This is a genomic window from Arthrobacter stackebrandtii (assembly GCF_017876675.1).
GTDB classification, from domain to species: domain Bacteria; phylum Actinomycetota; class Actinomycetes; order Actinomycetales; family Micrococcaceae; genus Specibacter; species Specibacter stackebrandtii.
Genome location: NZ_JAGIOI010000001.1, coordinates 1,090,516 through 1,114,175, shown reverse-complemented (window position 1 = coordinate 1,114,175; position 23,660 = coordinate 1,090,516). Strand labels below are relative to the sequence as shown.

Annotated in this window: 15 protein-coding genes and 3 tRNA genes; 9 read left to right on the top strand and 9 right to left on the bottom strand. The window is 67.2% G+C overall.

All coding sequences use genetic code 11. From position 1 onward, the window contains the following. Nucleotides 1–48: 48 nt before the first annotated feature. The 5 genes from JOF48_RS04530 to JOF48_RS04510 all read right to left on the bottom strand — a co-directional run bounded on the left by JOF48_RS04530 (nucleotide 49) and on the right by JOF48_RS04510 (nucleotide 4,395). A complete protein-coding gene (locus JOF48_RS04530) occupies nucleotides 49–798 on the bottom strand; it encodes a DUF1129 domain-containing protein (RefSeq protein WP_209677679.1) in 750 nt (249 codons plus the stop codon). Next, on the bottom strand, nucleotides 795–1,157 hold the full coding sequence (locus JOF48_RS04525) for a PadR family transcriptional regulator (protein WP_209677677.1): 363 nt from the start codon (nucleotides 1,155–1,157) through the stop codon (nucleotides 795–797). Before JOF48_RS04525 ends, JOF48_RS04530 begins: the two co-directional genes overlap by 4 nt. 131 nt (nucleotides 1,158–1,288) lie before the next feature. After that, on the bottom strand, nucleotides 1,289–1,960 hold the full coding sequence (locus tag JOF48_RS04520) for a FadR/GntR family transcriptional regulator (RefSeq protein WP_209677675.1): 672 nt from the start codon (nucleotides 1,958–1,960) through the stop codon (nucleotides 1,289–1,291). Between the two features lie 100 nt (nucleotides 1,961–2,060). Beyond that, nucleotides 2,061–2,152, bottom strand: a tRNA-Ser gene (locus JOF48_RS04515). Nucleotides 2,153–2,292: 140 nt separating this feature from the next. Further along, nucleotides 2,293–4,395, bottom strand: a complete 2,103-nt coding sequence (locus tag JOF48_RS04510; RefSeq protein WP_209677673.1) for a prolyl oligopeptidase family serine peptidase — start codon at nucleotides 4,393–4,395, stop codon at nucleotides 2,293–2,295. 157 nt (nucleotides 4,396–4,552) lie between these two features. Here JOF48_RS04510 and JOF48_RS04505 point away from each other — a divergent pair, with 157 nt between their 5' ends. Further along, the gene (locus JOF48_RS04505) at nucleotides 4,553–6,505 is read left to right on the top strand and encodes an FAD/NAD(P)-binding protein (protein WP_245346397.1); all 1,953 of its coding nucleotides are present in this window, start codon (nucleotides 4,553–4,555) and stop codon (nucleotides 6,503–6,505) included. A 138-nt stretch (nucleotides 6,506–6,643) separates the two neighbouring features. Here the strand turns inward: JOF48_RS04505 and JOF48_RS04500 are convergent, their stop codons facing one another. Next, nucleotides 6,644–11,455, bottom strand: a complete 4,812-nt coding sequence (locus tag JOF48_RS04500; RefSeq protein ID WP_209677669.1) for an ExeM/NucH family extracellular endonuclease — start codon at nucleotides 11,453–11,455, stop codon at nucleotides 6,644–6,646. 948 nt (nucleotides 11,456–12,403) lie between these two features. Continuing rightward, nucleotides 12,404–12,491 (bottom strand) — tRNA-Ser (locus JOF48_RS04495). Between the two features lie 95 nt (nucleotides 12,492–12,586). Between JOF48_RS04495 and JOF48_RS04490 the strand changes: the two genes are divergently transcribed. The 8 genes from JOF48_RS04490 (at nucleotide 12,587) to JOF48_RS04455 (ending at nucleotide 21,902) form a co-directional block, all read left to right on the top strand. Next, nucleotides 12,587–13,570, top strand: a complete 984-nt coding sequence (locus JOF48_RS04490; protein WP_209677667.1) for an NAD(P)H-quinone oxidoreductase — start codon at nucleotides 12,587–12,589, stop codon at nucleotides 13,568–13,570. A gap of 336 nt (nucleotides 13,571–13,906) precedes the next feature. Next, nucleotides 13,907–16,174, top strand: a complete 2,268-nt coding sequence (locus tag JOF48_RS04485; protein ID WP_209677665.1) for a carbon starvation CstA family protein — start codon at nucleotides 13,907–13,909, stop codon at nucleotides 16,172–16,174. 2 nt (nucleotides 16,175–16,176) lie between these two features. Continuing rightward, the gene (locus JOF48_RS04480) at nucleotides 16,177–16,377 is read left to right on the top strand and encodes a YbdD/YjiX family protein (protein WP_209677663.1); all 201 of its coding nucleotides are present in this window, start codon (nucleotides 16,177–16,179) and stop codon (nucleotides 16,375–16,377) included. A 362-nt stretch (nucleotides 16,378–16,739) separates the two neighbouring features. Then, nucleotides 16,740–17,411: a bacterial proteasome activator family protein gene (locus JOF48_RS04475; protein ID WP_209677662.1), complete on the top strand. Its 672-nt coding sequence runs from the start codon at nucleotides 16,740–16,742 to the stop codon at nucleotides 17,409–17,411. 5 nt (nucleotides 17,412–17,416) lie between these two features. After that, on the top strand, nucleotides 17,417–17,917 hold the full coding sequence (locus JOF48_RS04470) for a hypothetical protein (protein WP_209677661.1): 501 nt from the start codon (nucleotides 17,417–17,419) through the stop codon (nucleotides 17,915–17,917). A gap of 126 nt (nucleotides 17,918–18,043) precedes the next feature. Further along, a complete protein-coding gene (locus JOF48_RS04465) occupies nucleotides 18,044–19,102 on the top strand; it encodes an iron ABC transporter substrate-binding protein (protein ID WP_209677660.1) in 1,059 nt (352 codons plus the stop codon). A gap of 5 nt (nucleotides 19,103–19,107) precedes the next feature. Continuing rightward, a complete protein-coding gene (locus JOF48_RS04460) occupies nucleotides 19,108–20,724 on the top strand; it encodes an ABC transporter permease (RefSeq protein ID WP_209677659.1) in 1,617 nt (538 codons plus the stop codon). After that, entirely contained in the window at nucleotides 20,721–21,902 is a 1,182-nt protein-coding gene (locus JOF48_RS04455) for an ABC transporter ATP-binding protein (protein ID WP_209677658.1), read from the top strand. The genes JOF48_RS04460 and JOF48_RS04455 overlap by 4 nt, the downstream gene beginning before the upstream one ends. Nucleotides 21,903–21,973: 71 nt before the next feature. On the opposite strand, the gene JOF48_RS04450 is transcribed toward JOF48_RS04455, so the two are convergent. Together JOF48_RS04450 and JOF48_RS04445 are read right to left on the bottom strand one after the other, a co-directional pair. Then, nucleotides 21,974–23,242, bottom strand: a complete 1,269-nt coding sequence (locus JOF48_RS04450) for a low temperature requirement protein A (RefSeq protein ID WP_209677657.1) — start codon at nucleotides 23,240–23,242, stop codon at nucleotides 21,974–21,976. Nucleotides 23,243–23,434: 192 nt separating this feature from the next. Beyond that, nucleotides 23,435–23,510, bottom strand: a tRNA-Thr gene (locus tag JOF48_RS04445). Nucleotides 23,511–23,660 lie beyond the last annotated feature (150 nt).

Genomic DNA, 23,660 nt, shown 5'->3' with positions numbered 1-23,660 from the left:
CATTGGTGCGACAGCGTCCGAGAGACGGGGTGCGCCGTCGTGCTGGCGTTAGGAGAGCGCCTCAAGCAGGGCGGTGAAGCCGAGCAGGACGAGCGCGAAGATCGGGAACAGCCACTGCGTGAGGATCTCAAACCAGCGGGCCGCCAGTGTCTTGGCGGGCGCGGGGTCCAGGGGGCCGGTGACGGGGTCCGGGGCTTCGCGCAAGGCGATGGCGGTGCCAACGATGGAGAGTGCAACCATCACGCCAACCGTGGCCAACAGGACTGGGGCCGGCGGGAGGACAAGCAGTGCGTCGGTGGGGGTGTCGGGTGCCAGGATGGCGGAGAGCACGCCCGCGGCCCCGCCAATAACGGGGACCGCGACCAGCGCCCACCAGTGCCGAACCATAAAGTTCAGGTAGAACGGAAGAGCCAGGACGAGGCCCACAAGGACCGCCAGGGATGCCAGCTGCCAGCCGGCCACCAGCAGATCCGTCCCCTTGAGCCACGGGGACAGCGCCGCGGAAAAGATGAGGAATGCGGCGAGCGACGTGGTGCTCAGCGTGACCGAGGCGCCCAATCCTGTGCCGTTGGCCTTGCCGCCGGCCGGCATCATTTCTTCGGCAAGCCTGGCCGCGTACTCCCGCGGAGTGCCAAACGCTTCCTGGGGAGCCTGGCCGGAATCGGCGAGGAACTCCTGAACCGTGGCCAGGGCGTCGCCGATGGACCGGCCGGAGACGTCCTTGAGGCGCAGCTCAAGGGTCAGCTCGTCGACCCACTTCCTGGTCGCGGGCGTGTTCGTCGTTGCTTCCCTGTTCATTGCGAGACTCCTTGATTGGTGGGGAGGGCGAGAAACGCCGTCGTGCTGGCGGTGAAGGTGAGCCACTGTTGGTGCTGGCGGTCCAGCTCCCCGCGGCCGGCGGAGGTGAGCGAGAAGTATTTCCGGCCGGGGCCGCTTTCGCCGGGGCGCCACTCGATGTCGACCCAGCCGGCCGTTTCGAAGCGGGCCAGCAGCGGGTAAAGGGTGCCGCCCTTGAAGGTGCCGAGACCGGCTTTTTCAAGCGCGGTGATGATGGCGTAGCCGTACGTGGGGCCGCCGGCCAGGGCCTGCAGGGTGCACAGGCCCAGGGAGGCGCGGTTCCAGTCGGACGGCCAAGGTTCGTCAGGTGTTGGGCTCATGTCTAGATAGTATGTCTAACTAGATAGCGTGGCAAGCTTCAGTTAAAGCGGACGGCCCGCAGGCGCGCCAAAATCCGCGAAATGTGTCGGATTTTCGGAGCCCCTGCGGGCCGGAATGATGCGGGGAGGGGCTACAGTGCCTGCCGGAGCCAGTGCTCGACGCCGCTGATGTGCACCGTGACGAGCGCCTTGACGAGTTCGGCGTCGCCGCGTTCGAGCGCCTCGATGATGGCCGTATGTTCGGCCAGGGTGCGGTCCACGGCCTTCTCCTGCGTCAGGCCGCGCCAGATGCGGGCGCGCACGGTGCTGCTGGAGAGCGCGTCCAGCACGCTGGCCATGTAGGCGTTGTCGGCGGCGGCCGTGATGAGGCTGTGGAAGATGAGGTCGTGCTCGACCAGCGCCTCAACGCTCGTGTCCGTGTCGACGCTTTCCAGCGTGGCGTGCAGCGCGGCGATCTGTTCGGGGCCGATGCGGCTGGCGGCAATGGCGGCGGCCGCCGGTTCCAGGATGCGGCGGACCTCAAAGATCTCCAGGATCGACTTGTCCTGGTGCAGGTCCACAATGAAGGTCATGGCCTCGTTGAGCAGTTGCGGCTCGAGGCTGGTCACGTACGTGCCGTCGCCGCGGCGCACGTCCAGCACGCGGATGATCTCCAATGCCTTGACGGCCTCGCGGAGGGAGCTGCGGGACAGGCCCAGTTTTTCGCTGAGTTCCTTCTCGGGAGGCAGCCGTTCACCGGCCGACAGCTCACCGGAGATGATCATGTCTTTGATTTTTGTGATTGCCTCGTCAGTTACAGCCATGCACACAGTCTAATGGTCGGATGTTTCTAATGGGGCCAAGAATGCCGCATGTGACAGGAAGCAAAAATGCACCCCTCGACGAATCGAGAGGTGCATATTTTGGCGGAGACGGGGAGATTTGAACTCCCGGTGGAGTTTAACCCCCACACTTCATTAGCAGTGAAGCCCATTCGGCCGCTCTGGCACGTCTCCAGCGCTGGAAAGGGTAGAAGCCCCTAACCAGCATCCCAAACTTTACCCAGTAGAAGGCCCTCAAAGCAAAACGAGGGCTCCCTGCGGCATCACGGGCAGGGGCGCGCGGGGGAATCCCAGCTCGCCGAGACCCTCCAGGCCTACAGCCCGCCGTTCAGCGCCCGCCACAAAAACTCGTGGGATGCCGTGTGCAGCCGAGCCGCCTGCTGGTTGTTTCCGGCCCCGGCGTGCCCGCCCTCGAGGGCCTCGTGGAACCAGACGGGTATGTCCATGGATTCCATCCGCGCCGCCATCTTGCGGGCCTGGACGGGCCCCACCCGGTCATCCGAGGTGGCGGTCCAAATGAACGTGGCCGGGTATGGGACGTCGGAGCGGAGCAGGTGGTACGGGGAGAACGTCTTGATGAACTCCCACTGCTCCGGCACGTCCGGGTCACCGTATTCGGCAATCCATGACGCGCCCGCCGACAGCTTCGTGTACCGGCGCATGTCCAGCAGCGGCACCCCGCACGAGACGGCCCCAAACAGCTCGGGGTACTGTGTGAGCATGTTGCCCACCAGCAGCCCGCCGTTGCTGCCGCCCGCGCAGCCCAGCTTCTCCGCCCGGGCCACCCCGCGCGCCGCCAGGTCCCGCGCCACTGCGGCGAAATCCTCATACGCCCTGTGCCGTTTTTCCTGCAGCGCCGCCGTGTGCCACGCCGGGCCGTACTCGCCGCCGCCGCGGATGTTTGCCACCACATACACGCCGCCGCGCTCCAGCCAGGTGCGCCCCACAGACCCGCTGTACGACGGAGTCCGCGACACCTCAAACCCTCCGTAGCCGCCCAGCAAGGTGGGATTCCCGCCGTCGAGCTTCAAATCCTTGGGCCCAACCTGGAAATAGGGCACGCGGGTGCCGTCCGCGGAGGTGGCAAAGTGCTGCTCCACGCTGTAGTTTTCCGCAGTGAAGAACGACGGCGCCTCCCGCACCAGCGCCGCAGCGTCACCGCCGGTGCCGCGGGCGTCGAGCGAGCCGCGCAGCACCGTGGACGGCGTGAGGAAGCCTGTGGCGATGAGCCAGTAGTCGTTGCCGGCCGCCGGGTCCTCGTCGTCAACGGCGTAGGCGTCCACGGAGTGCAGGGGCGGGCAGGCGTCCAGCTCGGTGGCGGCCCAGTCCGCAGCCGGGTCCAGGACCAGGATCCTGGAGGAAACGTCGTGGAGCAGGTTCAGCAGCAGGAAGTCGCGGGTCCAGCTCCACGACTGCAGCGACTCGGCCGCCGTGGGCGCGTAGATGGTTCGCAGGGCGCGGCTGCCGGCCAGGAACGCATCCAGCTCGATGGCCAGCAGCGTGCCTGCGGCATAGGTGGACCCGTCAACCGTCCAGTCGGTGCGCGGGCGCAGCAGCAGCCATTCGTGGTGGAGCGAGACGTTAGTGTCATCCGGCACGTCGATGTGAACCCAGTCCCCGCCCACGCGCAGGTAGCTGCGGCTGTTGAAGAAATCCAGGACGTCGTAGGCCACGTCCCGTTCAAAGCCGGGCGTGCTGCTGTGCGAGACGCCGCCGCTGAGGTGGTCCAGCGGCACCTCGAACAAGGGCGCCTTCCGGGCCAGCTGCTCCAGGGTTTCACCGCGGCGCAGCACCCGGGTCGCGGCGGGGTAGGAGGACGCCGTCATGGAGCCCTCGCCGGTGTCGGTCCCCACGTACAGCGTGTCCGCGTCCACCCAGCTCAGGCGGGTCTTCGCCGTCGGAAGGCCAAAGCCGCCCGGCACAAAGGCGCGTGCGGTGAGGTCAAACTCCCGGTAGGAAACGGCGTCGCCGCCGTCAGGAGAGAGCGCCACCATGGCCAGCCGGTACTCCTCCCCGGGTGCGGGGCGCAGCAGCGAGGCGCCGGCCCAGAACCAGTCCTCGCCCGACTCCGCGCACAGTGCGTCGACGTCCAGCAGCACCTCCCACGCAGGGGATTCGCCCAGATAGCTTTCCCAGGAGGTGCGGCGCCACAGCCCGCGCGGGTTCGCCTCGTCGCGCCAGAAGTTGTAGTACCAGTCCCCGCGCTTGGACACCATGGCGATGCGGTCCTTGGAGTCCATCACCTCCAGCACACGCGCCTCGAGGGCGGTGTAGGCGGGGTTCACCAGCGCCGCATCCGTGCGGGCATTGTGCTCGCGGACCCATTCCATGGCGTCGGATCCGTGGATGTCCTCAAGCCAGAGGAACTCATCGGCGGGCTGGTCTGCGATCGGGGCGGCAGTGGAGGTGTCAGTCATGGCACCATCCTAGGCAACCGGGCCGCCGACTTTGAGCCTGCGCGTGGTTGTCGCTCATTGGCGCGCCACTCCTGGAGCTGCGCGTGGTTAAGGGATAACCGGGCGCAGGAGCGTGAGAGCGGGCATCGGTTAAGCTCAAGGGGTGGAAACTATGGGCATGCAGACGGTGGCAATTGTGGGGGCGGGACCCCGCGGGACGTCCGTCATGGAACGGCTGCTGGCGCACCATGCCGCTCATGCAGCGAGTTCCGCCCGCGGAGCAGCGCCCCGGCCCCTGCACATCCACCTCATCGACCCCTTCCCGCCGGGCGCCGGGCACGTGTGGCGCACGGAGCAGTCGCGCCTGTTCCTGATGAACACTCAGAGCTTTTTCCCCACGCTGGTCCCGGACCAGGGAGTCGCGGCGGAACCTGTCGCAGGCTGCAGCTTCAACAAGTGGCGCCGTCTGCAGCAGGACAACCCCTGCGCCCGGCTCAGCGCCGGCGACATCGAAGAGCTCGCCGCCCTCGGCCCCGCCAACTTCCCCAGCCGCGCACTGTACGGCCGCTACCTTGAGTGGTGCTTCACGCAGCTCACCCAAGCCATGCCCGACGGCGTGCGCCTCACCGTCCATGCCGCGGAGGCCAAGCGCGTGGTGCGTGACCGGACGGAAGGCGGGTTCGCCGTCGTGCTGCTGGACGGGACGCGGATCGCGGCGGACCAGGTGGTGCTGGCGCTGGGCCACGTGGAGTCCAAGCTCAGTCCCGCCCAGCGCGAACTGCGGGACGAAGCACGCGAACACGGCCTGAGCTACCTGCCCCCGGCCGTCCCCAATGATGTGGACTGGGAGCAGCTGCCCGCCGGTGAAACGGTGCTGGTGCGCGGCATGGGACTGAACTTTTTTGACGTGGTGGGCCAGTTGACGGAAGGCCGCGGCGGGCGTTTTGAGGACACCGGCGGTCCGGCCGGGGAGGCGCTGCGCTATGTGGCGTCGGGCCGCGAACCCGTCATTGTGGGCGCGTCGCGGCGGGGGACGCCGTACCGGGCCAAGGCGGAGCTGGCCAGCTACTACCCGGAGTCGGTGGAGCTGCGGTTCCTTGGCGAGGATGCAGTGGCGGCCATCCGGGCAATGGGTGCCACGGCCGGCTTTGACCACGACATCTGGCCGCTCCTGCACCGCGACACCCTCTGGGCCTACTACACCACCCTGGCCCGGACCCGGCCGGAGGTGGTCTCGCCGGCGCTGGTGCCGGAGCTGGATGCGCTGCTGCAGGACGGGCTCGACGGCGGCGGCCAGGGTTGGGAGGACCGTCTCAAGACCCTGCTTGCGGGGCATGTCCGGGACGGATACATCCTTGACCTGCGGGGGCTGGCGCGACCATTGGCGGCGCATGCGCCCGCCGCGGGGGCCGGGTTTGGCTCGTACGGGGACCTGGATTCCGCCGTGCTGGAGTATCTCCGGGCGGATGCAGCGGGTTCCGCGCTGGGCGAGGACGACCCCGTCAAGATGGCCATCGGTGCACTGAACGCCGGCCGGGCCGTCATCAAGTCGCTCGTGGCGGACCAGGGCATCACGCAGGGTTCGTGGCTGGGTGAGCTGCGCGGCTGGTTCGAGGGGTTCGTGGAGGGGCTGGCCAGCGGGCCGCCCGCCCTCCGGGTGGAGCAGCTGGCAGCCCTGGTGCGCGCCGGTGTGGTCCACTTTGCCGGGCCCGACCCTGTCTTCCGGATCCAGCACGGGCGCTTCACGGCCAGCTCCCCGTGGGTGGCAGGTGCTCCCCGCGAGGCCCGCCACCTCGTGGAGGCGCTGGCCCCGTCCAACCAGGTCCGCAGCACGGCATCCACGCTGCTGCAAAACCTGATGGCTGACGGCCTGGCACGCCCCCGCCTGATGCTGGCGTCCGACGGCGAACCCGTCACCACGAGCGGGCTGGACGTCTCGGCGCCTCCGTACCGCGTGGTGGACGGTGCCGGTGCGCCGGTTGAGGGGCTGTATGTTCTGGGGCTGCAGCTGTCCTCGACGCAGTGGGGCACAGCCATTGCGGCCGAGGCCTCGGCCAAATATCGCAGTGGCTACCGGACCGTCCTGGACTCCGACGCCATCGCGTCGCACATCCTGACGGCTGACGGCTGACGGCTGAGCCTGACGACTGGGCCTGCGCCCTGCTGCCGGGAGCAGATGAAAAAACTGGCGGGGGCGTATGAAATTCATACGCCCCCGCCAGTTTCATGTGCCCTTGCTGAATCAAGAGTTCGATTCAGCAGCGATGGGCTAGTGCCTGGCCGCCTTGCGGCGTGCAGCGAAGGTAATCGCGGCACCTGCGCTCAACAGAACCAGTGCGCCCAAGCCCAATGGGAGCGCCGTGGCACCGGTGGAGGCCAGGTTGCCAGCACCCGACCCGTTGCCGTTGCCGTTGCCGGCGCCCGAGCCGGCCGTCGGGGAAGGCGAGTCGCCCGGGGTGGTGGGGGCCGGCGTCGTGCCCGTCTCGGTGGGAGCCGGAACGGAAGTGTCCGTCTCAGTCGGCGTGGGCGTGGGCGTGCCGGTCTCGGTTGGAGTCTCGGTCGGAGTCTCCGTCGGTGTGCCCGTCTCTGCCGTCACCGGGATGGTGATCGGCAGCCGGGCGTACGTGCCGCCGTCGGTGGTGATGGTGATACGACCACCGTTGAGCTGCTCCGGGACAGTGAAGTCCAAGGTTGCGGCTCCGCCGGTGACCGGGAAGGTGCCCAGTTCGGACGGGAGAACAGCTGCTGCCAGGACCGCAAAGCCCAAGCCGCCGCCGCTGCCCGAAGGCTCGTAGCGGACAGTGACCTCGGTGGAGGCGGTGACGCCCAGTGAGGTGAGGTCCAACTTGTTGAGCCCCAGCGTTACCTGCTGGCCTTCCACCACGGCGGCCGGCGCATCGACTACATCCACGCCGCGGCGGGAGAAGTCGGGAGCGATCGGTGCAATGGCCGACTGCTCGCCGAGGTACGCAATCCAGGCATCCCGGTCAATGAGGCCGGAATCCTTGGTGTTGGTGCCCTCGGTGAAGATGCGGAAGTTGTCCCCGCCGGTGGCCAGGAAGCTGAACGTGCCCACACGATAGGAACGCTCAAGGTCCAGCGGAGCACCGTTGATGACCACGGAGGTGATGTGGTCGCCCAAGTCGCGCGAGGAATCGTAGGTGTAGTCCACGTTCTTGGACAGGCCCAGGTTCAGGAACGGCCGGCTGGGGATGCTGCCGTCCGCATTGGTCTGCCACTGCTGCTCCAGCATGGTCTTCACCTGGGCGCCCGTGAGCGAGGTGGTCCACAGGTTGTTCACGAACGGCAGCACCGCGTTGGCACTGGCGTAGGTGACCACACCGTCCTCGAAGCCCTCGTTCTTGTACAGTAGGTCCGAGCGGAGGCCGCCGGGATTGACGACGCCGATCTCGGCCCCGCCCGTCTGCTCAGACTTCAAGGCTTCCAGGAGGGCATTGCCGACCAGATTGCCCAGTGTGGATTCACTGGACCGGTCATCGCGGGTGTAAATGCCCGTGGCCGGATCAAGAGTCTGCGCGGTGGTGATGTCCGCAGAGATCTTGCCGACGGGGACGCTGCCGGCAACCTCGGCCTCGGCCAGGGCTGCGTCAGTGATGGCCTGGACCTCGGCGACCCGCGGGTACGTGGCGGCGAGTTCGGCGTCCAGTGCCGCGCTGGCTTCCTTGTCATCCTTGTCGGCTGCTGCCAGGCGTGCGACGTTGCCTTGGGTGTAGGAAACTACATTGTTGTCGGCATCGACCGTCAAGACGATCTGGCCGATGAACTCGCCGTAGCTTCCGGTCTGGAGCACGGGGCGGGTCTTCAGTGCGGCGTCAGCTGAAACACCGGGGATCGGGGCATCCCAGGCGTACTGCTTGTGCGTGTGTCCGGTGAAGATGGCGTTGACCGAGGAGCTGGTCTGTGTGACAAGTTCCCGGAAGGCGCCGGCGGCGGCAACTTCCTGTTCAAAGGTGGCTCCGTCGGGCGTTCCGGCGCCGGCACCCTCGTGGTATTCAGCCACGATGACGTCGGCCAGGTTGCCGTCGGTGATCTTCTTGGCCACGCGGTTCACGGCCTCAACCGGGTCGCCGAATTCCAGCATGGAGATGCCGGAGGGGGTGACCAGGGTGGGGGTTTCCTGCGTGACGGCGCCGATGATGGCAATCTTCACGCCGTTGACATCAACGACCTTGTACTCATCGAGCACCGGGGTGGTGGTGCCCTTCGCATACACGTTGGCTCCCAGGTAGTCCCAGTCGGCGGCGTCGCTGACGCGTCCGTCCAGGTCTGCCCAGCCCTTGTCGAATTCGTGGTTTCCCGCCGCGGAGGCCTGCAGGTCCAGCGCGTTCAGCACATCAATGGTGGGCTTGTCGCCCTGTGAGGAAGAAGCGAACAAGCTGGCACCGATGTTGTCTCCGGCGGACAGGAACGCGGTGTTGGCGTCCCCTGCGGCTGCGCGCAGCTGCTCGATCGTGCCGGCAAACTTCACCGTGTTGGAGTCGATGCGGCCGTGGAAATCGTTGATGTTCAGGAGGTTGATGTCCTGGGTGCCCGCCGCAGCGCCGCCAAGGTTGAGCCCAACAATCATGGGGTCGTGGTCGGAGGCGGCAAAGGCAGAGTCGTCATAGAAGTTCGTGACGTTGTAGTTGTACCGGCTGTAGCCCATGGCGATCGACTCGGCGGAGTTGATGTTCCAGATGTCCTGGCCGGTGACCAGCGCATTGGCGCCCGGGGTCGCCGTGATGTGGTCCAGGGAACCCACCAGGCCGCCGTAGGCGTAGGACTGCTTGCCGGTCTTGGCGCCCAGGTCCACGTAGCCGGCGTCGGCCATCACCAGCATCGGGTCTTCAAAGCTGTAGGAGTTGAAGTCGCCCATGAGCAGCACCTTGTCGGTGCCCTGTGCGGCCTGCTGAGCGGTGGAGAATGCCACGAGTGCCGTGGCCTGCTTCGTGCGTGCCAGGTTGGAATTGCCCTGGCCCTGGTCGGTGTCATCCGGCGTGGCCGCCGAACCCTTCGACTTGAAGTGGTTGGCGATCAGGATGACCTTTTCGGCTGTCGCGTTCCCGGCAAGGGTGAAGGCCTGGGCCAGCGGCTGCCGGGCGATGCCGGTGTAGGCGGGGTCGTCGAGGATGACGGAGTCGCCCACGGGCTTGGCCACGGCCGGCTTGAAGATGAACGCCGTGCGGATCACGTCCTCCACGGACGCGGCCGGGCGCTGCTCGGGGGAGCGGACGTAGTCCCACGTCCCCGGCGCGGCGGCGTTCAGTGCGTCCACCAGTGCGGCGAGGGCCTTGTCGCGGTCCGTGCCGAACTTGATGGAGTTCTCAACTTCCTCCAGCGAGAGCACGTCGGCGCCGGAAGCATTGATGCCGGCCACGATCTTGTCCTGCTGGCGCTTGAGGTTCTCCGCATTTGCGGCGCCGCGCTGCAGGCAGCCGCTCCGCACCGCGATGGGGTTGCCGTCGCGGTCGTTGTAGAACTGGCAGGCGGAGTCCATGTCGCCGGTCTGGATGAAGTAGTTCTGCACGTTGAACGTGGCCACCTTCAGGTTGCCGCCCACGTCCACGGGGACGGCTGCTGCGCGGCTGTTGCCAAACGCGATCGGCTGCACGGCCTCGGCGTTGGCGGGCGTGAGCGCCTCCAGCGGCTGGAACTTGTAGGCGTTGTTGCGGTTGTCGAAGATGACCGGTGCCATGAACTCGGACGTCGAGCCCAGGCGCATGGGCGTTTCGGCGCTCAGCCACGGCAGCGGGATCGACTGGTTTGCGGCAGTGAAGAAGTTGGTGCTGGCGCCGTCGTCGAGCTTGATCGCCTTTGCCGCAATCAGTGCAAGTTGGGCCGCGTGCTCAGCGGAACCCACCTGCCCGACGGCGGTTGGCTGCAGCAGCGGGCTGTTCCCCACGGCCAGGCCGATTTCGCCGTATTGGTTCAGCGAGTAGTTGTCCGTGATGGTGAACTCGCCCTGCGGTGCCACGAGCATTCCCTCAAGGCTTTCGCGGCCCTCGGTGGTTTCCGGGACACTGACGACGGCGGCTTTCACCTCTGCCGCGGCCTCGGAAAGTTGCGTCATGCCACCGTCCGGGACGTCAATCTCCGTGGTGGTCGCGTCCGGTCCGCCAAATTCCTTGACCAGGCCCGTCACCTCAACGTAGTCGCCCACAGCAACGGAGCCCACAGTGGCCGGCGAGAAGACGAACACGGCGTCGGAGGCCTTGTGCGTTGCCATGTCCAGGTCGCTGCCGGTGCCGGGGGTCTGGATGTAGTAGCCGTTGAAGCCGCCGGTGGGGTAGGCCGCTGTGACCTTGCCCCGGGTGGTGGCGGTGGAGCCTTCAAGCGGGCTCTTGGCGCCTTCGCCCTGGATCTCGGCGATGGTCTTGGTGCCGGCGTCGCCGGGCGGAGGGATGACTTCCCCGGCTCCCTGCGAACCGGTGGGGGTCGGGGCTGCGCTGGTGAAGTCTGCCGCGTTGTTGTTGCTGTCGGCGAAGTTCGTGCGGTTCAGCGAATTGGTGAGGGACTGGCCTGTGGCCGCGGCCTCCTCGAAGGTGTTGGAGGTGCCATAGCCCAAGAGATCAACAATGTTGGCTGTGCCCACCAGGGAGCCGACGGGCAGGTCCGCGGGAAGCTTGCCGGCCTGGTTGGAGAGGATGACGGTTCCGGCGGCACCTGCAGGGCTGAAGCTGCTGGTGTCCAAATCCGCGGGAGGCAGGTCCATGCCTGCCGGGGTGGCGCCGCCGTTTGCGGCACCCTTGACGAGGTAGTAGTCGTTGGCCTTGATGATGCCTGTCAGTGCCGCAACGCCCGACGGTGCAGCTGTTCCAGTCGAGGAGCGGTATTGCACCGACCAGCCGCTGAGGTCAATGTCCGCGGCCGTGGGGTTGTACAGTTCCACAAACTTGTTCTTGTGTGTTGCTCCGGCACTGCCTCCGTTCATGTACGTCTCATTGATGATGACGTGGGTGGCGGCTGCCGCCGGCGATTCCGCAGGTGCGGCCTGCACAGGTGAAAGGGCAAGCGGGGCAGCGACCAGCCCAAAGGCCAGCACCGCCCCCAGTCCGGCCCTGGTGGATGATTTGTTCGGCATGTCTCCAGCTCTCGAAGGGGTGGCACGTCCTTGTGCCGCGAGTGGTGATGAACCGCAGTTTGCAATTGGGGCAAGTGTTAGGGAGACCCAAGGGGCCCTGCAGGACGTGTTTGATACAAACACATAGATGTGAATCAACCATGAACGGATGCTGCCGGTCAAGCAAACGGCACGGACGTTACGTGGAAACGAAAGAGCTTGGTCCAAACCGCGAAAACGTGTCACGGAATGATGCGGGGCTGCGCCATCCCGTGCAGCGCTCGCAGCCATCCAGGGCCGCCACCCCGCCGCAGGCATCATTCGGACACCAAGCGCGGGTAGAGGCAACCCGCACGATTTATTCGGACAGCAAACGTGGGTAGAAACGTCCCGCACGATTTATTCGGACAGCAAACGCGGCTAAAACCGCCTCGACGTCGCAGGAGCTGTCCGAATGATTGGCCGGACGGTGCGGAGGTCGCAGGAGCTGTCCGAATGATTGGCCGGACGGTGCGGAGGTCGCAGGAGCTGTCCGAATGGTTGGCCGGACGGTGCGGAGGTCGCAGGAGCTGTCCGATTGATGCTGCCCAGGCCCGCCCAGCGCACGGCACGGTGCCTACTTGAGCCGGCGGCAGATCCAACTTGTCTGCTTGGGCCGCTGGTTGGCGCGCCGCATCAGCCCAACCATCGCATCATCTGCCGGTTCAAGGTGGCCGCAGTTCGCTGGCTCGCGTAACCCGCGGGTTCAACCCCGCCGTCCGCCGGCGCCCAAAGCACGGCGGCGGCCGGCTCCGCTTCGCTCCCAAGGTGCCCCGCGCCGTCGCACGTCTTGCGGCCTGCCGCAGTGATCTCCGGAAATGCCGCCGCCGAGAATTCCGGCCGCACCTTGGCCGCCATCGTTGGGAAAGGTGTTCCTTAAACGCCGAAGGGAAGCCGACCCGTGACGGGCCAACTTCCCTTCTTGATGCGCGGAAGGTAAGAGATTCGAACTCTTGGTACGGGGTTACCGCACACTGGTTTTCAAGACCAGCTCCATCGGCCGCTCGGACAACCTTCCTTACCCTAGTAGTGTTTCATAAGCAGGGCCGTGCCACCAAAATGGCGGGGCGGCCGCCGGGATTTTGCGGGTAGCGCACGGGGATGGAGAAGGCGATGAAGGCGATTGTTGCGGCGGGGGCGGGCGGCCCGGAAGTTTTGTCCATGATCGAGGCGCCTGCGCCCGTCCCGGGGCCGGGCGAGGTGCTCATTGACGTGGTCGCGGCTGGGATCAACCGGGCCGACGTCCAGCAGCGCCGCGGCTTTTACCCGCCGCCGCCGGGCGCCTCCGACATCCTGGGCCTGGAGGTTTCCGGGCGGATTGCAGGGTTTGGCCCGCATGTCACCAAGCCGTTCAGTGTGGGCCAGAAGGTGGTGGCGCTGCTGACCGGCGGCGGTTATGCCGCGCAGGTGGTGGCGCCGGCAGGCCAGGTGCTGGCGCTGCCGGAGGGCATTGATGTGATTTCGGCCGCAGGGCTGCCCGAGGTTGCCGCGACCGTCCACTCCAACCTGTTCATGACGGCCCAGCTGCAGGCCGGCGAGACGCTCCTGGTCCACGGCGGTGCAGGCGGCATCGGCGCCATGGCCATCCAGCTCGCCAAGGCCGCCGGCGCACGGGTCATCGCCACGGCCGGCAGCGACGAAAAGGTCGCCATGCTCACCGGGTACCTCGGTGCCGACGCGGCCGTCAACTACCGCACCGAGGACTTTGTTGAGCGCGTGCGGCAGTTCACGGGCGGCGCCGGAGCCAACGTGATCCTCGACGTCGTCGGCGCCAAATACCTGGCCCGCAACGTCGCCTCCCTTGCCACCTACGGCCGCCTGGTCGTCATCGGCCTGCAGGGAGGCGCGACGGCGGAGCTCAACCTGGGTGCGCTGCTCACCAAGCGTGCGGCGGTCATCGGGACAACCCTGCGCGCCCGCCCGGTCGAGGAAAAGTCGGCCATCATGGACGGTGTTCGCGAGAGCGTCTGGCCGCTGGTCGCCTCCGGCGCCGTCAAGCCCATGATCGACAGGACATTCCCGCTGGAGCAGGCCTCCGCCGCGCACCAGTACTTCGACTCCGGTGCCCACGTGGGCAAGGTTCTTCTGACGATCTGAGCCCGCTGGGGTCCGCCACCTGGCGCCCTGCCCTTTGGCACCCACCGTCCACCGGCACAATCACCCCACCGTCCACCGGCGCAATCACCCCACCCTCCCAACGCCAGCGCAGCAATGGCGGGTTTTTTGCGAACGCTGGCGCAGCAATGGCGGGAGGTGGCGTGCCAGCGCAACGCCGCCTCCCGCCGTCGGACATCACGACAATCACTCCCGTTCGCCGCTGAAACGCCACCGTTCACCGCATGCTGACCATGATTCGGACCACATTGACATTAGGGTGTGAGTCATGTCGCTACGGTTATGTGGCCGCATTCACGTTTTAGCGTAGGGAAGATTATGACAACGCCGTCCAACAGGGCCGCCGATCCGGGCGACCAACTTGTCCAGGACCCCAACCTGCCACCGGTGGCAGTGGACCTCGAGCAGGAGGCGGCCGACCACCCGTGGACGCCGCTGAAGATTGCCATCTGGGCAGCCATCGCACTGCTGGGCGGCGTCGCCTGGGTCATGCTTGCCGTGGTCCGCGGGGAATCCGTCAACGCGATCTGGTTCGTCTTCGCCGCAGTCTGCACCTACCTGATCGGCTACCGCTTCTATTCCAAGGTCATTGAGAAGTACCTCCTCAAGCCCAACGACAAGCGCGCCACCCCGGCCGAGTACAAGGCCGACGGCAAGGACTACGTCACCACCGACCGCAACGTCCTGTTCGGCCACCACTTCGCCGCCATCGCCGGCGCCGGTCCGCTGGTTGGCCCCATCCTGGCGGCCCAGATGGGCTACCTGCCAGGCACCATCTGGATCATTGTCGGCGTCGTGCTCGCCGGTGCGGTCCAGGACTACCTGGTCCTGTTCTTCTCCATGCGCCGCGGCGGGCGCTCCCTCGGCCAGATGGCCCGCGAAGAGCTCGGCGTCGTCGGCGGCACCGCGGCCCTGATCGCCACCCTGCTGATCATGATCATCATTGTCGCCATCCTCGCCCTCGTTGTGGTCAACGCCCTCGGCGAATCCCCGTGGGGCGTGTTCTCCGTGTCCATGACCATCCCGATCGCCCTGTTCATGGGTGTCTACCTGCGCTACCTGCGCCCCGGCAAGGTCATGGAAGTCTCCCTGATCGGCGTTGTCCTGCTGCTCGCGGCCATCATTGGCGGCGGCATGGTTGCGGCCACCGACTGGGGCGCGGCCACGTTCACCCTGGACCGCACCACCCTCGCCTGGGCTGTCATCATCTACGGCTTCATCGCCGCCATCCTGCCCGTGTGGCTGCTGCTGGCCCCGCGCGACTACCTCTCAACGTTCATGAAGATCGGCACCATCGTTATGCTGGCCGGCTCCATTGTGCTGGTCCGCCCCAGCATTAACGTCCCGGCATTCAGCGAATTTGCCGGCCGCTCCGACGGCCCCGTCTTCTCCGGCGCCCTGTTCCCGTTCCTCTTCGTCACCATCGCCTGCGGCGCGCTCTCCGGCTTCCATGCCCTGATCGCCTCCGGCACCACGCCCAAACTGATCGAAAAGGAACGCCAGGCCCGCTACATCGGCTACGGCGGCATGCTCATGGAGTCCTTCGTGGCCATCATGGCGCTCGTCGCGGCGCTGTCCATCGACCGCGGCATCTACTTCGCCATGAACTCCTCCGGCGCGGCCACCGGCGGCACCATCGAGGGCGCCGCGGCGTTCGTGAACTCGCTCGGCCTGACCGGCGTCCACGTTGACCCCGCCACCCTCGCCCAGACTGCGGCGGACGTCGGCGAGGAGTCCATCGTCTCCCGCACCGGAGGCGCCCCCACCCTGGCAGTGGGCCTGGCGCACATCATGCAGCAGGTCGCCGGCGGGCAGGCCATGATGAGCTTCTGGTACCACTTCGCCATCATGTTCGAGGCGCTCTTCATCCTCACCGCGGTCGACGCCGGAACCCGCGTGGCCCGCTTCATGCTGCAGGATTCCATCGGCAACTTCGTCCCCAAGTTCAAGGACACCGCCTGGCGCCCCGGCATGTGGATCACCACGGCCATCATGGTCGCCGGCTGGGGCGCCATCCTGATCATGGGCGTCACCGACCCGCTTGGCGGCATCAACACACTGTTCCCGCTGTTCGGCATCGCCAACCAGCTCCTCGCCGCCATCGCACTCGCCGTCTGCCTGGTCATCGTCTCCAAAAACACCCAGGTGAAGTACCTGTGGATGGTGGCACTGCCGCTCGTCTTCGTCACCGTGGTCACCGTGGTGGCCTCGTTCCAGAAGATCTTCTCCACCGTCCCGGCCGTCGGCTACTGGGCCCAGCACAACGCGTTCAAGGCGGCGCTGGCCGCCGGCGAAACCAGCCACGGCACTGCCAAGACCGTCGAAGCGATGGAGGCCGTTGTCCGCAACACCTTCGTCCAGGGCACGCTGTCCATCATCTTTGTGGTGCTCTCCCTGATCGTGATTACGACGGCGGTCATGGTCACCGTCCGTTCCATCAAGGCTGGCGGCGGATCCAGCAAGGAAGACCCGGCCGTGGTCTCGAGGATCTTCGCCCCGGCCCAGATCCTGCCCAACTCCACCGAGCAGGCAGTCCTGAAGGAATGGGCCGACTCCGGCAAGCAGCCTGTCCGGAGCGGGCACTAGACATGGGTGTGCTGCGCGCCGCCGGCCGCGGTCTGGCGGTGGTCGCCACGTACCTCAAGGGGGTCCTCGGCGAGGACTCTTACGAAAAGTACCTGGCCCACCACCAGTCCACCGGCTGCGCCACGGCACCCATGACGGTGAAGGAGTTCTGGCGCGACAAAACCGACCGCCAGGATGCCAACCCGGAGGGCCGCTGCTGCTGACCCTGCGTTCATGACGTGGCAAGCTGGCGAGCGTAGTGGAAATTACCCCTACATTCGCAAGGTTGCCACGTCATCGGCGGTTAATGCCACGGACGACGCCGGGTCCCGTCACCCAGCCCGCCGGCACCAGCCCGCCGGCACCAGGGTGCCGGGTCGGCAGGGGACGGGGACGCGGCGTCGTTCCCCAGGTTCTCCCCATTGCCGGCTCGCTGGGCCAACAGTCAATGTGGCCCGCGACCCTGTGGACCCACCCACCTGCTCCCACCGCCGGCAAGCCAGCAGCGGGCCCCTCGCAGGCGTGGGCCCAGTGACGGGCGTGGACCCGGGGTGTAGGCCTTGCGCGGCCGTGAGAGACTGGCCCTATGAGTGAAAAGGCGCAGAACCCGGCCACTGAAGACCCGGCCGAAGGCACAATTCTGGACACGGCAGCCGGCGGATCCGCAGTTGGCCCCGGCGGTGCGGGGGAGAGGTCCACGGGCGCCGGCGCTGCGCAAGACGGGGAGGGTCGCCGCCCGGCAAACGTCGCCGAGATGGTGGACCAGCCCGCAAAGGTCATGCGGATTGGAACCATGGTCAAGCAGCTCCTGGACGAGGTAAAGAGCGCGCCGCTGGATGATGCCGCCCGCACGCGGCTGGCGGAAATCCATGGGCGCTCCATCAAGGAGCTTGAGGACGGGCTGGCCCCCGAACTTGTTGAGGAACTGCACCGGCTGAGCCTGCCGTTCACCGATGACAAGGCACCCTCCGATGCCGAGCTGCGCATAGCCCAGGCCCAGCTGGTCGGCTGGCTGGAAGGACTGTTCCACGGCATCCAGACGGCGATCGCCGCCCAGGCCATGGCCAACCAGCAGACCGCCGCGCGCCTTGCCATGCACCAGCTGCCGCCCGGAACCGTGATTGCACCCGGCGTCGTGGTGGGCCCCAACGGTGAACCCCAGCGGGCCCCCGCCGGCCGCGGCGGCCCCGCCACCACAGGACAGGACAGCTCCGCGATGGGCGGACCCGACTCCGGCACCCCCGGACAGTACCTCTGAGCCGCATGTTCAAGGGACTTTTTGGCGCCGCAAAACAAGCCAAGCGCGACGACGCCGAACTCGGCAAGGGCGTCTGGCGCCGCGCCCACGACCGCTTCCGCCGCGGCCTGGACCGCTTCCACCAGATGCTGGAGGGGCTGGCCGAAGCGGCGCCCGCCGCGGGACAGGCGCCCGAGTCCGCGCGGGACAACTACGCCGCCATGGTGCAGCTGGCCGACGGGCTGGCGGACCTGCTGCCGGAGGTCCGCAGCATCGCCATGGAAGCCCAAAAGACGGCACCCAGCGACGGACTGGAGGTGCCGCTGGGCACCGGCGGATACCTCAACGACGTCCACCGCGAACTCTCAAAGGCCGGAACCGCACTCGCGGCCGCAGCCGAGGCCCTCGCCCTGGTGAGGCTGGGCGCAGGGGAGGTGTCCGGCGTCGGGCTCAAGGCGGAAATAGTGCACCGGCATGTGGCCAGGGCCGGGGCGCTGCTGCACAAAACGGCAGCTACCGGCGAGTAGCGGGCGTTCGGGCAAAAAACATGGGGAGAGCTGCGTCACAATTGGACATTTGTGAGGTAAGCCTGCCGTCTCATGGATTACGATCAATTTACGTTCGCTAATTACTTTCAACGCCGAGAGGCCCCCATGAGCACCTGGTTCACCAAGAAGACCTTTAGCAAGACCTCGCTGGCCGCCCTGGCCGGCGCCTCCGTCCTGGCCCTGGCCGCCTGTGGCGGATCCCCCGCGCCGGCCGGCAGCAGCGCCGCCGGCTCGGAGCAGGGCATCACGGTCTACAACGCGCAGCACGAATCGCTGACGCAGGCCTGGGTGGACGAGTTCACCAAGGAGACCGGCATCAAGGTCACCCTCCGCCAGGGCAGCGACCTGGAGCTGAGCAACCAGATCATCGCCGAGGGCGACAAGTCCCCGGCTGACGTCTTCCTGACGGAAAACTCGCCTGCAATGACGCAGGTGGAGAACGCCGGCCTCTTCGCCGACACCAGCAAGAAGATCCAGGAGCAGGTTCCGGCCGAGTACCGCCCCTCCACCAACAAGTGGACCGGCATCGCCGCCCGCAGCACCGTCTTCGCCTACGACAAGACGAAGCTGAAGGAAGACCAGTTGCCGAAGTCCCTCATGGACCTGCAGAACCCGGACTGGAAGGGCCGCTGGGCCGCATCGCCGTCGGGCGCCGACTTCCAGGCCATCGTCTCCGCCATGCTGGAGCTCGAGGGCGAGGACGCCACCAGCGCCTGGCTCAAGGGCATGAAGGAAAACTCCAAGGCCTACGAGGGCAACAGCACCGCCATGAAGGCCGTCAACGCCGGCGAGGTTGAGGGCGCTGTCATCTACCACTACTACTGGTTCGGCGACCAGGCCAAGACGGGCGAGAACTCCAAGAACGTGGCCCTGCACTACTTCAAGAACCAGGACCCTGGCGCGTTCGTCTCGATCTCCGGCGGCGGCGTGCTGGCCTCCAGCAAGCACCAGGACAACGCCCAGAAGTTCCTCGAATTCGTCACGGGCAAGGCCGGCCAGACCGTCCTGCAGACCGGCGGCAGCTTCGAATACCCGGTGGGTTCCGACGTTGCAGCCAACGACCAGCTGGTCCCGCTCAAGGACCTGGACGCCCCCAAGGTTGACCCGGCCACGCTGAACTCCGCCAAGGTGACCGATCTGATGACCCAGGCTGGGCTACTCTAAATTCAATGAGTCCACAGCAAGACCTTTCTTCAAGGACAGGCACGACGGCGGTTGGCCCGCCAGGTGCCCGACCCTTGAAACACCGAGCCAAAGGCCGGGGCAGACGCCCCGGCCTTTGGCCGGTTGTCCTCATTTGCTGCCTGATTGCGGCGTTTTCCCTCGTGCCGCTGGTTTATGTTGTGGCTGCCACCGTCAATGCCGGCTGGGACACCATTGTTGAACTGGTGTTCCGCCCGCGCGTTGGCGAACTGCTGCTCAACACCCTTGCCCTGGTCCTGATCACTGTTCCGCTGTGCGTGGTGATCGGCATTGGCGGGGCTTGGCTGGTGGAACGCACCCGGCTGGCCGGCCACAAGGCCTGGTCGGTCCTGCTGGCCGCACCCCTGGCCATCCCCGCATTTGTGAACAGCTACGCGTGGGTCAGCGCCATTCCGTCGCTCGGTGGCATTTTTGGCGGCGTGCTGATTTCCGTGCTGTCCTACTTCCCGCTGGTCTACATTCCCGTGGCTGCCGTGCTGAGCCGGCTGGACCCGGCCCTGGAACAGTCGGCCGCATCGCTGGGGCTCGGCCCATGGCGTGTCTTCTTCCGCGTGGTGCTGCCGCAGCTGCGCCTGTCGGCGGCCGGCGGCGCCCTCCTGGTGTCCCTGCACCTGCTCGCCGAGTATGGCGCCTTTGCCATGATCACCTTCGACACCTTCACCACCGCCATTTACGACCAGTTCCGCTCCACCTTTAACGGTGCGGCCGCCAACATGCTGGCCAGCGTCCTGGTTCTCTTCTGCCTGCTGCTCCTGCTGGCCGAGTCCCGCACCCGCGGCAGCGCCCGCTACGCCCGGGTCGGTGCCGGCGTGCAGTCCAGCCCGCAGCGGCTGCGCCTGGGCAGCTGGCAGCTCCCGGCCCAGCTGGGGCTGGCGGCCGTCACCGCGCTGGCCCTCGGCGTTCCGTTCTGGCACGTGGGGCGGTGGCTCATCGCCGGCGGTGCCGCGGTCTGGGAGCGGGCCGACCTCCTCCAGGCGCTCCTGCAGACGCTGGGCTACGGCCTGGCCGGCGCCGCGGTCACCACCGTGCTCGCCTTCCCCCTCGCCTACCTGGTGATCCGCCACCCCGGGCCCGTCAGCAAGGTCCTGGAAGCAGTCAACTACATTTCCAGCTCCATGCCGGGCATCGTGGTGGCCCTGGCCCTGGTGACCATCACGGTCCACAACCTGCCGGCCATCTACCAGACGTCCATCGTACTGGTGGCGGCCTACGCGCTGCTGTTCATGCCGCGCGCCCTGGTCAACCTCAGGGCAGGCCTGGCGCAGGTGCCGCCCACCCTGGACGAGGCGGCACAGGCCCTCGGGAAGCCGCCGCTGGTGGCCTTCCTGAAGGTGACGCTGCGGCTGTCCGCACCAGCCGCAGCCGGCGGGGCTGCGCTCGTGTTCCTGGGCATCGTCAACGAGCTGACGGCCACGCTGCTGCTGGCGCCCAACGGCACCCGCACCCTCGCCACCCAGTTCTGGTCCATGAGCAGCGAGATTGACTACATGGGCGCCGCACCCTATGCCCTGCTCATGATCGTGCTCTCGGCGCCCATGACCTACCTTCTTTTTGTGCAATCCAAGAAAGCCGCAGGACAATGACAACCCAGCCCCACCCCTCCCGCGGCACGTCGGCGGCTGCCCCTGCGGCCCGCCCGGGGTCCGACAGCCGCACCTTTGTGCACGATTCCAGCGACGTCCCCGACCATCTGCAAATCACCGGCGTCCACAAGAGCTTCGGCGGCACGGAGGTGCTCAAGGGCGTCGACCTGGATGTGGCGCAAGGGCGCACCACAGCCATCGTCGGCCCCTCAGGGTCGGGAAAGACCACGCTGCTGCGACTGATCGCAGGATTCTCGGCACCGGATTCGGGCCGGATCGCCCTGGGCGGCGCCGAGGTGGCGGGCCCGGAAAAGTGGCTGCCGGCGCACAAGCGCAGCGTGGGCTACGTGGCCCAGGACGGCGCCCTGTTCCCGCACCTGAGCGTGGGCGCCAACATCGCCTTCGGCCTGCCCCTGCGCGGCAAGGCTGCCTCGCTGCGGGTGGGGGAGCTGCTGGAAATGGTCTCCATGGACCGCGCCTACGCCAAGCGCCGCCCGCACCAGCTCTCCGGCGGCCAGCAGCAGCGCGTGGCCCTGGCCCGTGCGCTGGCCCGCCAGCCCGAACTCATGCTGCTTGACGAGCCTTTCAGCGCCCTCGACGCCGGGCTGCGTGTGGCCACCCGGAAGGCGGTCTCGGACACCCTGGACCAGGCCGGCGTCACCACCATCCTCGTCACCCACGACCAGGCCGAGGCCCTCAGCTTCGCCGACCAGGTGGCTGTCATGCGCGACGGGAAGCTGGCCCAGACCGGCAGCCCGTTCGTGGTCTACACCCGCCCCGCAGACCGGGCCACGGCCGAATTCCTGGGCGACGCCGTCATCCTCGAGGCCTGGATGGAAGGCTCCCTGGCGCTGTGTTCGCTCGGCGGGATCCCGGTGCGCCGTCCGCCGGTCCAGGGCAAGGTGCACATCATGCTGCGCCCGGAGCAGATCCGCATCTCCAGCGGCGGGCCGATCCGCGGAACAGTGGTCGACACCGACTACTTCGGCCCCGAAACCACGGTCCGGATCAAACTCGAACCAATCCTCGTCGACGCAGAGCACCCGCGCGACCCCCACCAGCCCGTCGGCGGCGAAACCATCAACATCCGCCACTGGAACGCCATGTTGGCCCGCCCCGGCACGCAGCTGTCCCTCAAGGTCGTGGGCGAAGGCGTCATCTTCCCCTGGGACGAGTGACGCCGCATCACATACGTCCCCGTTTTCCCGGACGCCGCATCAGATAAACGCCCGTATTTGCGAACGCCGCATCATTCGCCGGGGCCCGCCGGCGGCGTGCCCGGCACCCAGGGCGCGGCGCTGCGCCGTCGTGCCTTGATTTCGACGTAGGTGGTCACGAGCGCCAGCAGCACCACCGCAGCCCCCAGCACGACGGCGGCCGGCCGGGTTGCGCCGAGCGGCACGAGTCCCAGCGCCAGCACCACGGTGGGGATGCCCCACGCCAAGACGGGCCGGGCCGGCCGGCCGTAGCGCAGGGAGACGGCGGCGTTGGTGGCGTAGAAGAGTGCGATGCCGCCGCCGACCGCGATGGCCGCACCCCACGGCAGGGGGTCGAACGGTGCCGGAATGGCCGTGGCGATGCCCGCGGCGAGGGACGTCACCCCGACAATCAGGATGAACGGCAGGAACAAGGTGGTCTGGAGGATGCCGGTGAGGTCCCCGCGGGTGTGCAGCCGTTCCAGCCCGGCGTTCAGCGTGCCCACCCCGTACTGGAAGAACGCCCAGCCCAGCAGCGCCACCACCAGGAAGCCCAGCGCCGCCGCCAGGCCCGCGCCGGCGCTCCAATATTCCGCCGCCTCCGTGACAATGCTGAACACGGACTCGCCCAGGACAATGATGACGAACAGGCCCAGCCGCTCGCCCGCGTGCTCAATGTTGATGCCCGCCATGCTTCGGTCGGCCCCGATCCGGTTGCTGTTGGCCACCATGCCCACCTCGACCGCGATGGCCACCGCCCACAGCACGACGGCGCCCGGCACCGGCAGCAGCGCAGCCACCAGCCACAGGACGGCCGTTCCGCCGTTGTAGATCCAGATGCGCCAGGAAGGGTCCGCGGAATGCCCCCGGTGCTGGTACAGCCACAGCACCAGCAGCAGGACCCGCAGCACGGCGTTGGCGAGCGAAAATGCCCAGGCCCGCTGGCCGAGGGCCTCCGGCGCCGCCGCAGCCATGAGCGCGGAGGCCGCCATGGCCGCCAGCATGGCCACGCCCAGAGAGCGCGAGGTGAGCTGCGGCAGCAGGTTGATGACGGAGACGATGTTGGCCCACGCCCACCATGCCGGGAAGAAGAGCAGCAGGAACGTGCCGTACTCGGCCCAGCCTGGATCCCCATGGATGCCGTGGGCCAGCTGTCCCACGAAGGCCACGAACACGAGGTCGAAAAACAGCTCCATCCAGTGGACCCTGCCGGGCTCGCGGGCAGGGGTGCGGCTGCGCGCCTGCGTCGGCCGTCGCTTGGACTGGCCAGTCGCGTCCCGGGGACGGCCGGGCAGGGCACCTCTTGTGGGCTTTCCGTCCATGTGCCAATGGTAGACCCGGGCCCCAGGACGCCCTCCGGTGGAAAGGACGGTAGTTGCGGAAAGGACGGGGAAATGCGTCCGTCCCTTTCCGCAGGCACCGTCCGAAATGCGTTTGGCAGGTGTGCGGGATGTACCGGAGCCTGCAGCTCGGGTGCCGGGAAACAAAAAAACCCCGCCGTGGCGGGGTTTTCGTGGGGCCTCCAAACAGAATCGAACTGTTGACCTTCTCATTACGAGTGAGACGCTCTACCAACTGAGCTATGGAGGCCTGCGGTCATCTCCGTCCCATCAGGGACGAGCAGCTGAACACAAGAAACAACTCTAATATGAGCAGGGCGGATGTACAAAATCCGCACCCGCCGTCCGGTCCGGACGGAGCCGTGCTGCCCGTCGCTGCGCCGGCCCGGGAACTGCCGCC

Bases quoted from the DNA above. Each gene is read 5' to 3' on its own strand.
- JOF48_RS04520 (WP_209677675.1), bottom strand. From the start codon at position 1,960: ATGGCTGTAACTGACGAGGCAATCACAAAAATCAAAGACATGATCATC.
- JOF48_RS04525 (WP_209677677.1), bottom strand. From the start codon at position 1,157: ATGAGCCCAACACCTGACGAACCTTGGCCGTCCGACTGGAACCGCGCC.
- JOF48_RS04475 (WP_209677662.1), top strand. From the start codon at position 16,740: ATGAGTGAAAAGGCGCAGAACCCGGCCACTGAAGACCCGGCCGAAGGC.
- JOF48_RS04480 (WP_209677663.1), top strand. From the start codon at position 16,177: ATGGGTGTGCTGCGCGCCGCCGGCCGCGGTCTGGCGGTGGTCGCCACG.
- JOF48_RS04460 (WP_209677659.1), top strand. From the start codon at position 19,108: ATGAGTCCACAGCAAGACCTTTCTTCAAGGACAGGCACGACGGCGGTT.
- JOF48_RS04490 (WP_209677667.1), top strand. From the start codon at position 12,587: ATGAAGGCGATTGTTGCGGCGGGGGCGGGCGGCCCGGAAGTTTTGTCC.
- JOF48_RS04450 (WP_209677657.1), bottom strand. From the start codon at position 23,242: ATGGACGGAAAGCCCACAAGAGGTGCCCTGCCCGGCCGTCCCCGGGAC.
- JOF48_RS04465 (WP_209677660.1), top strand. From the start codon at position 18,044: ATGAGCACCTGGTTCACCAAGAAGACCTTTAGCAAGACCTCGCTGGCC.
- JOF48_RS04485 (WP_209677665.1), top strand. From the start codon at position 13,907: ATGACAACGCCGTCCAACAGGGCCGCCGATCCGGGCGACCAACTTGTC.
- JOF48_RS04470 (WP_209677661.1), top strand. From the start codon at position 17,417: ATGTTCAAGGGACTTTTTGGCGCCGCAAAACAAGCCAAGCGCGACGAC.
- JOF48_RS04530 (WP_209677679.1), bottom strand. From the start codon at position 798: ATGAACAGGGAAGCAACGACGAACACGCCCGCGACCAGGAAGTGGGTC.
- JOF48_RS04500 (WP_209677669.1), bottom strand. From the start codon at position 11,455: ATGCCGAACAAATCATCCACCAGGGCCGGACTGGGGGCGGTGCTGGCC.
- JOF48_RS04510 (WP_209677673.1), bottom strand. From the start codon at position 4,395: ATGACTGACACCTCCACTGCCGCCCCGATCGCAGACCAGCCCGCCGAT.
- JOF48_RS04455 (WP_209677658.1), top strand. From the start codon at position 20,721: ATGACAACCCAGCCCCACCCCTCCCGCGGCACGTCGGCGGCTGCCCCT.
- JOF48_RS04505 (WP_245346397.1), top strand. From the start codon at position 4,553: ATGCAGACGGTGGCAATTGTGGGGGCGGGACCCCGCGGGACGTCCGTC.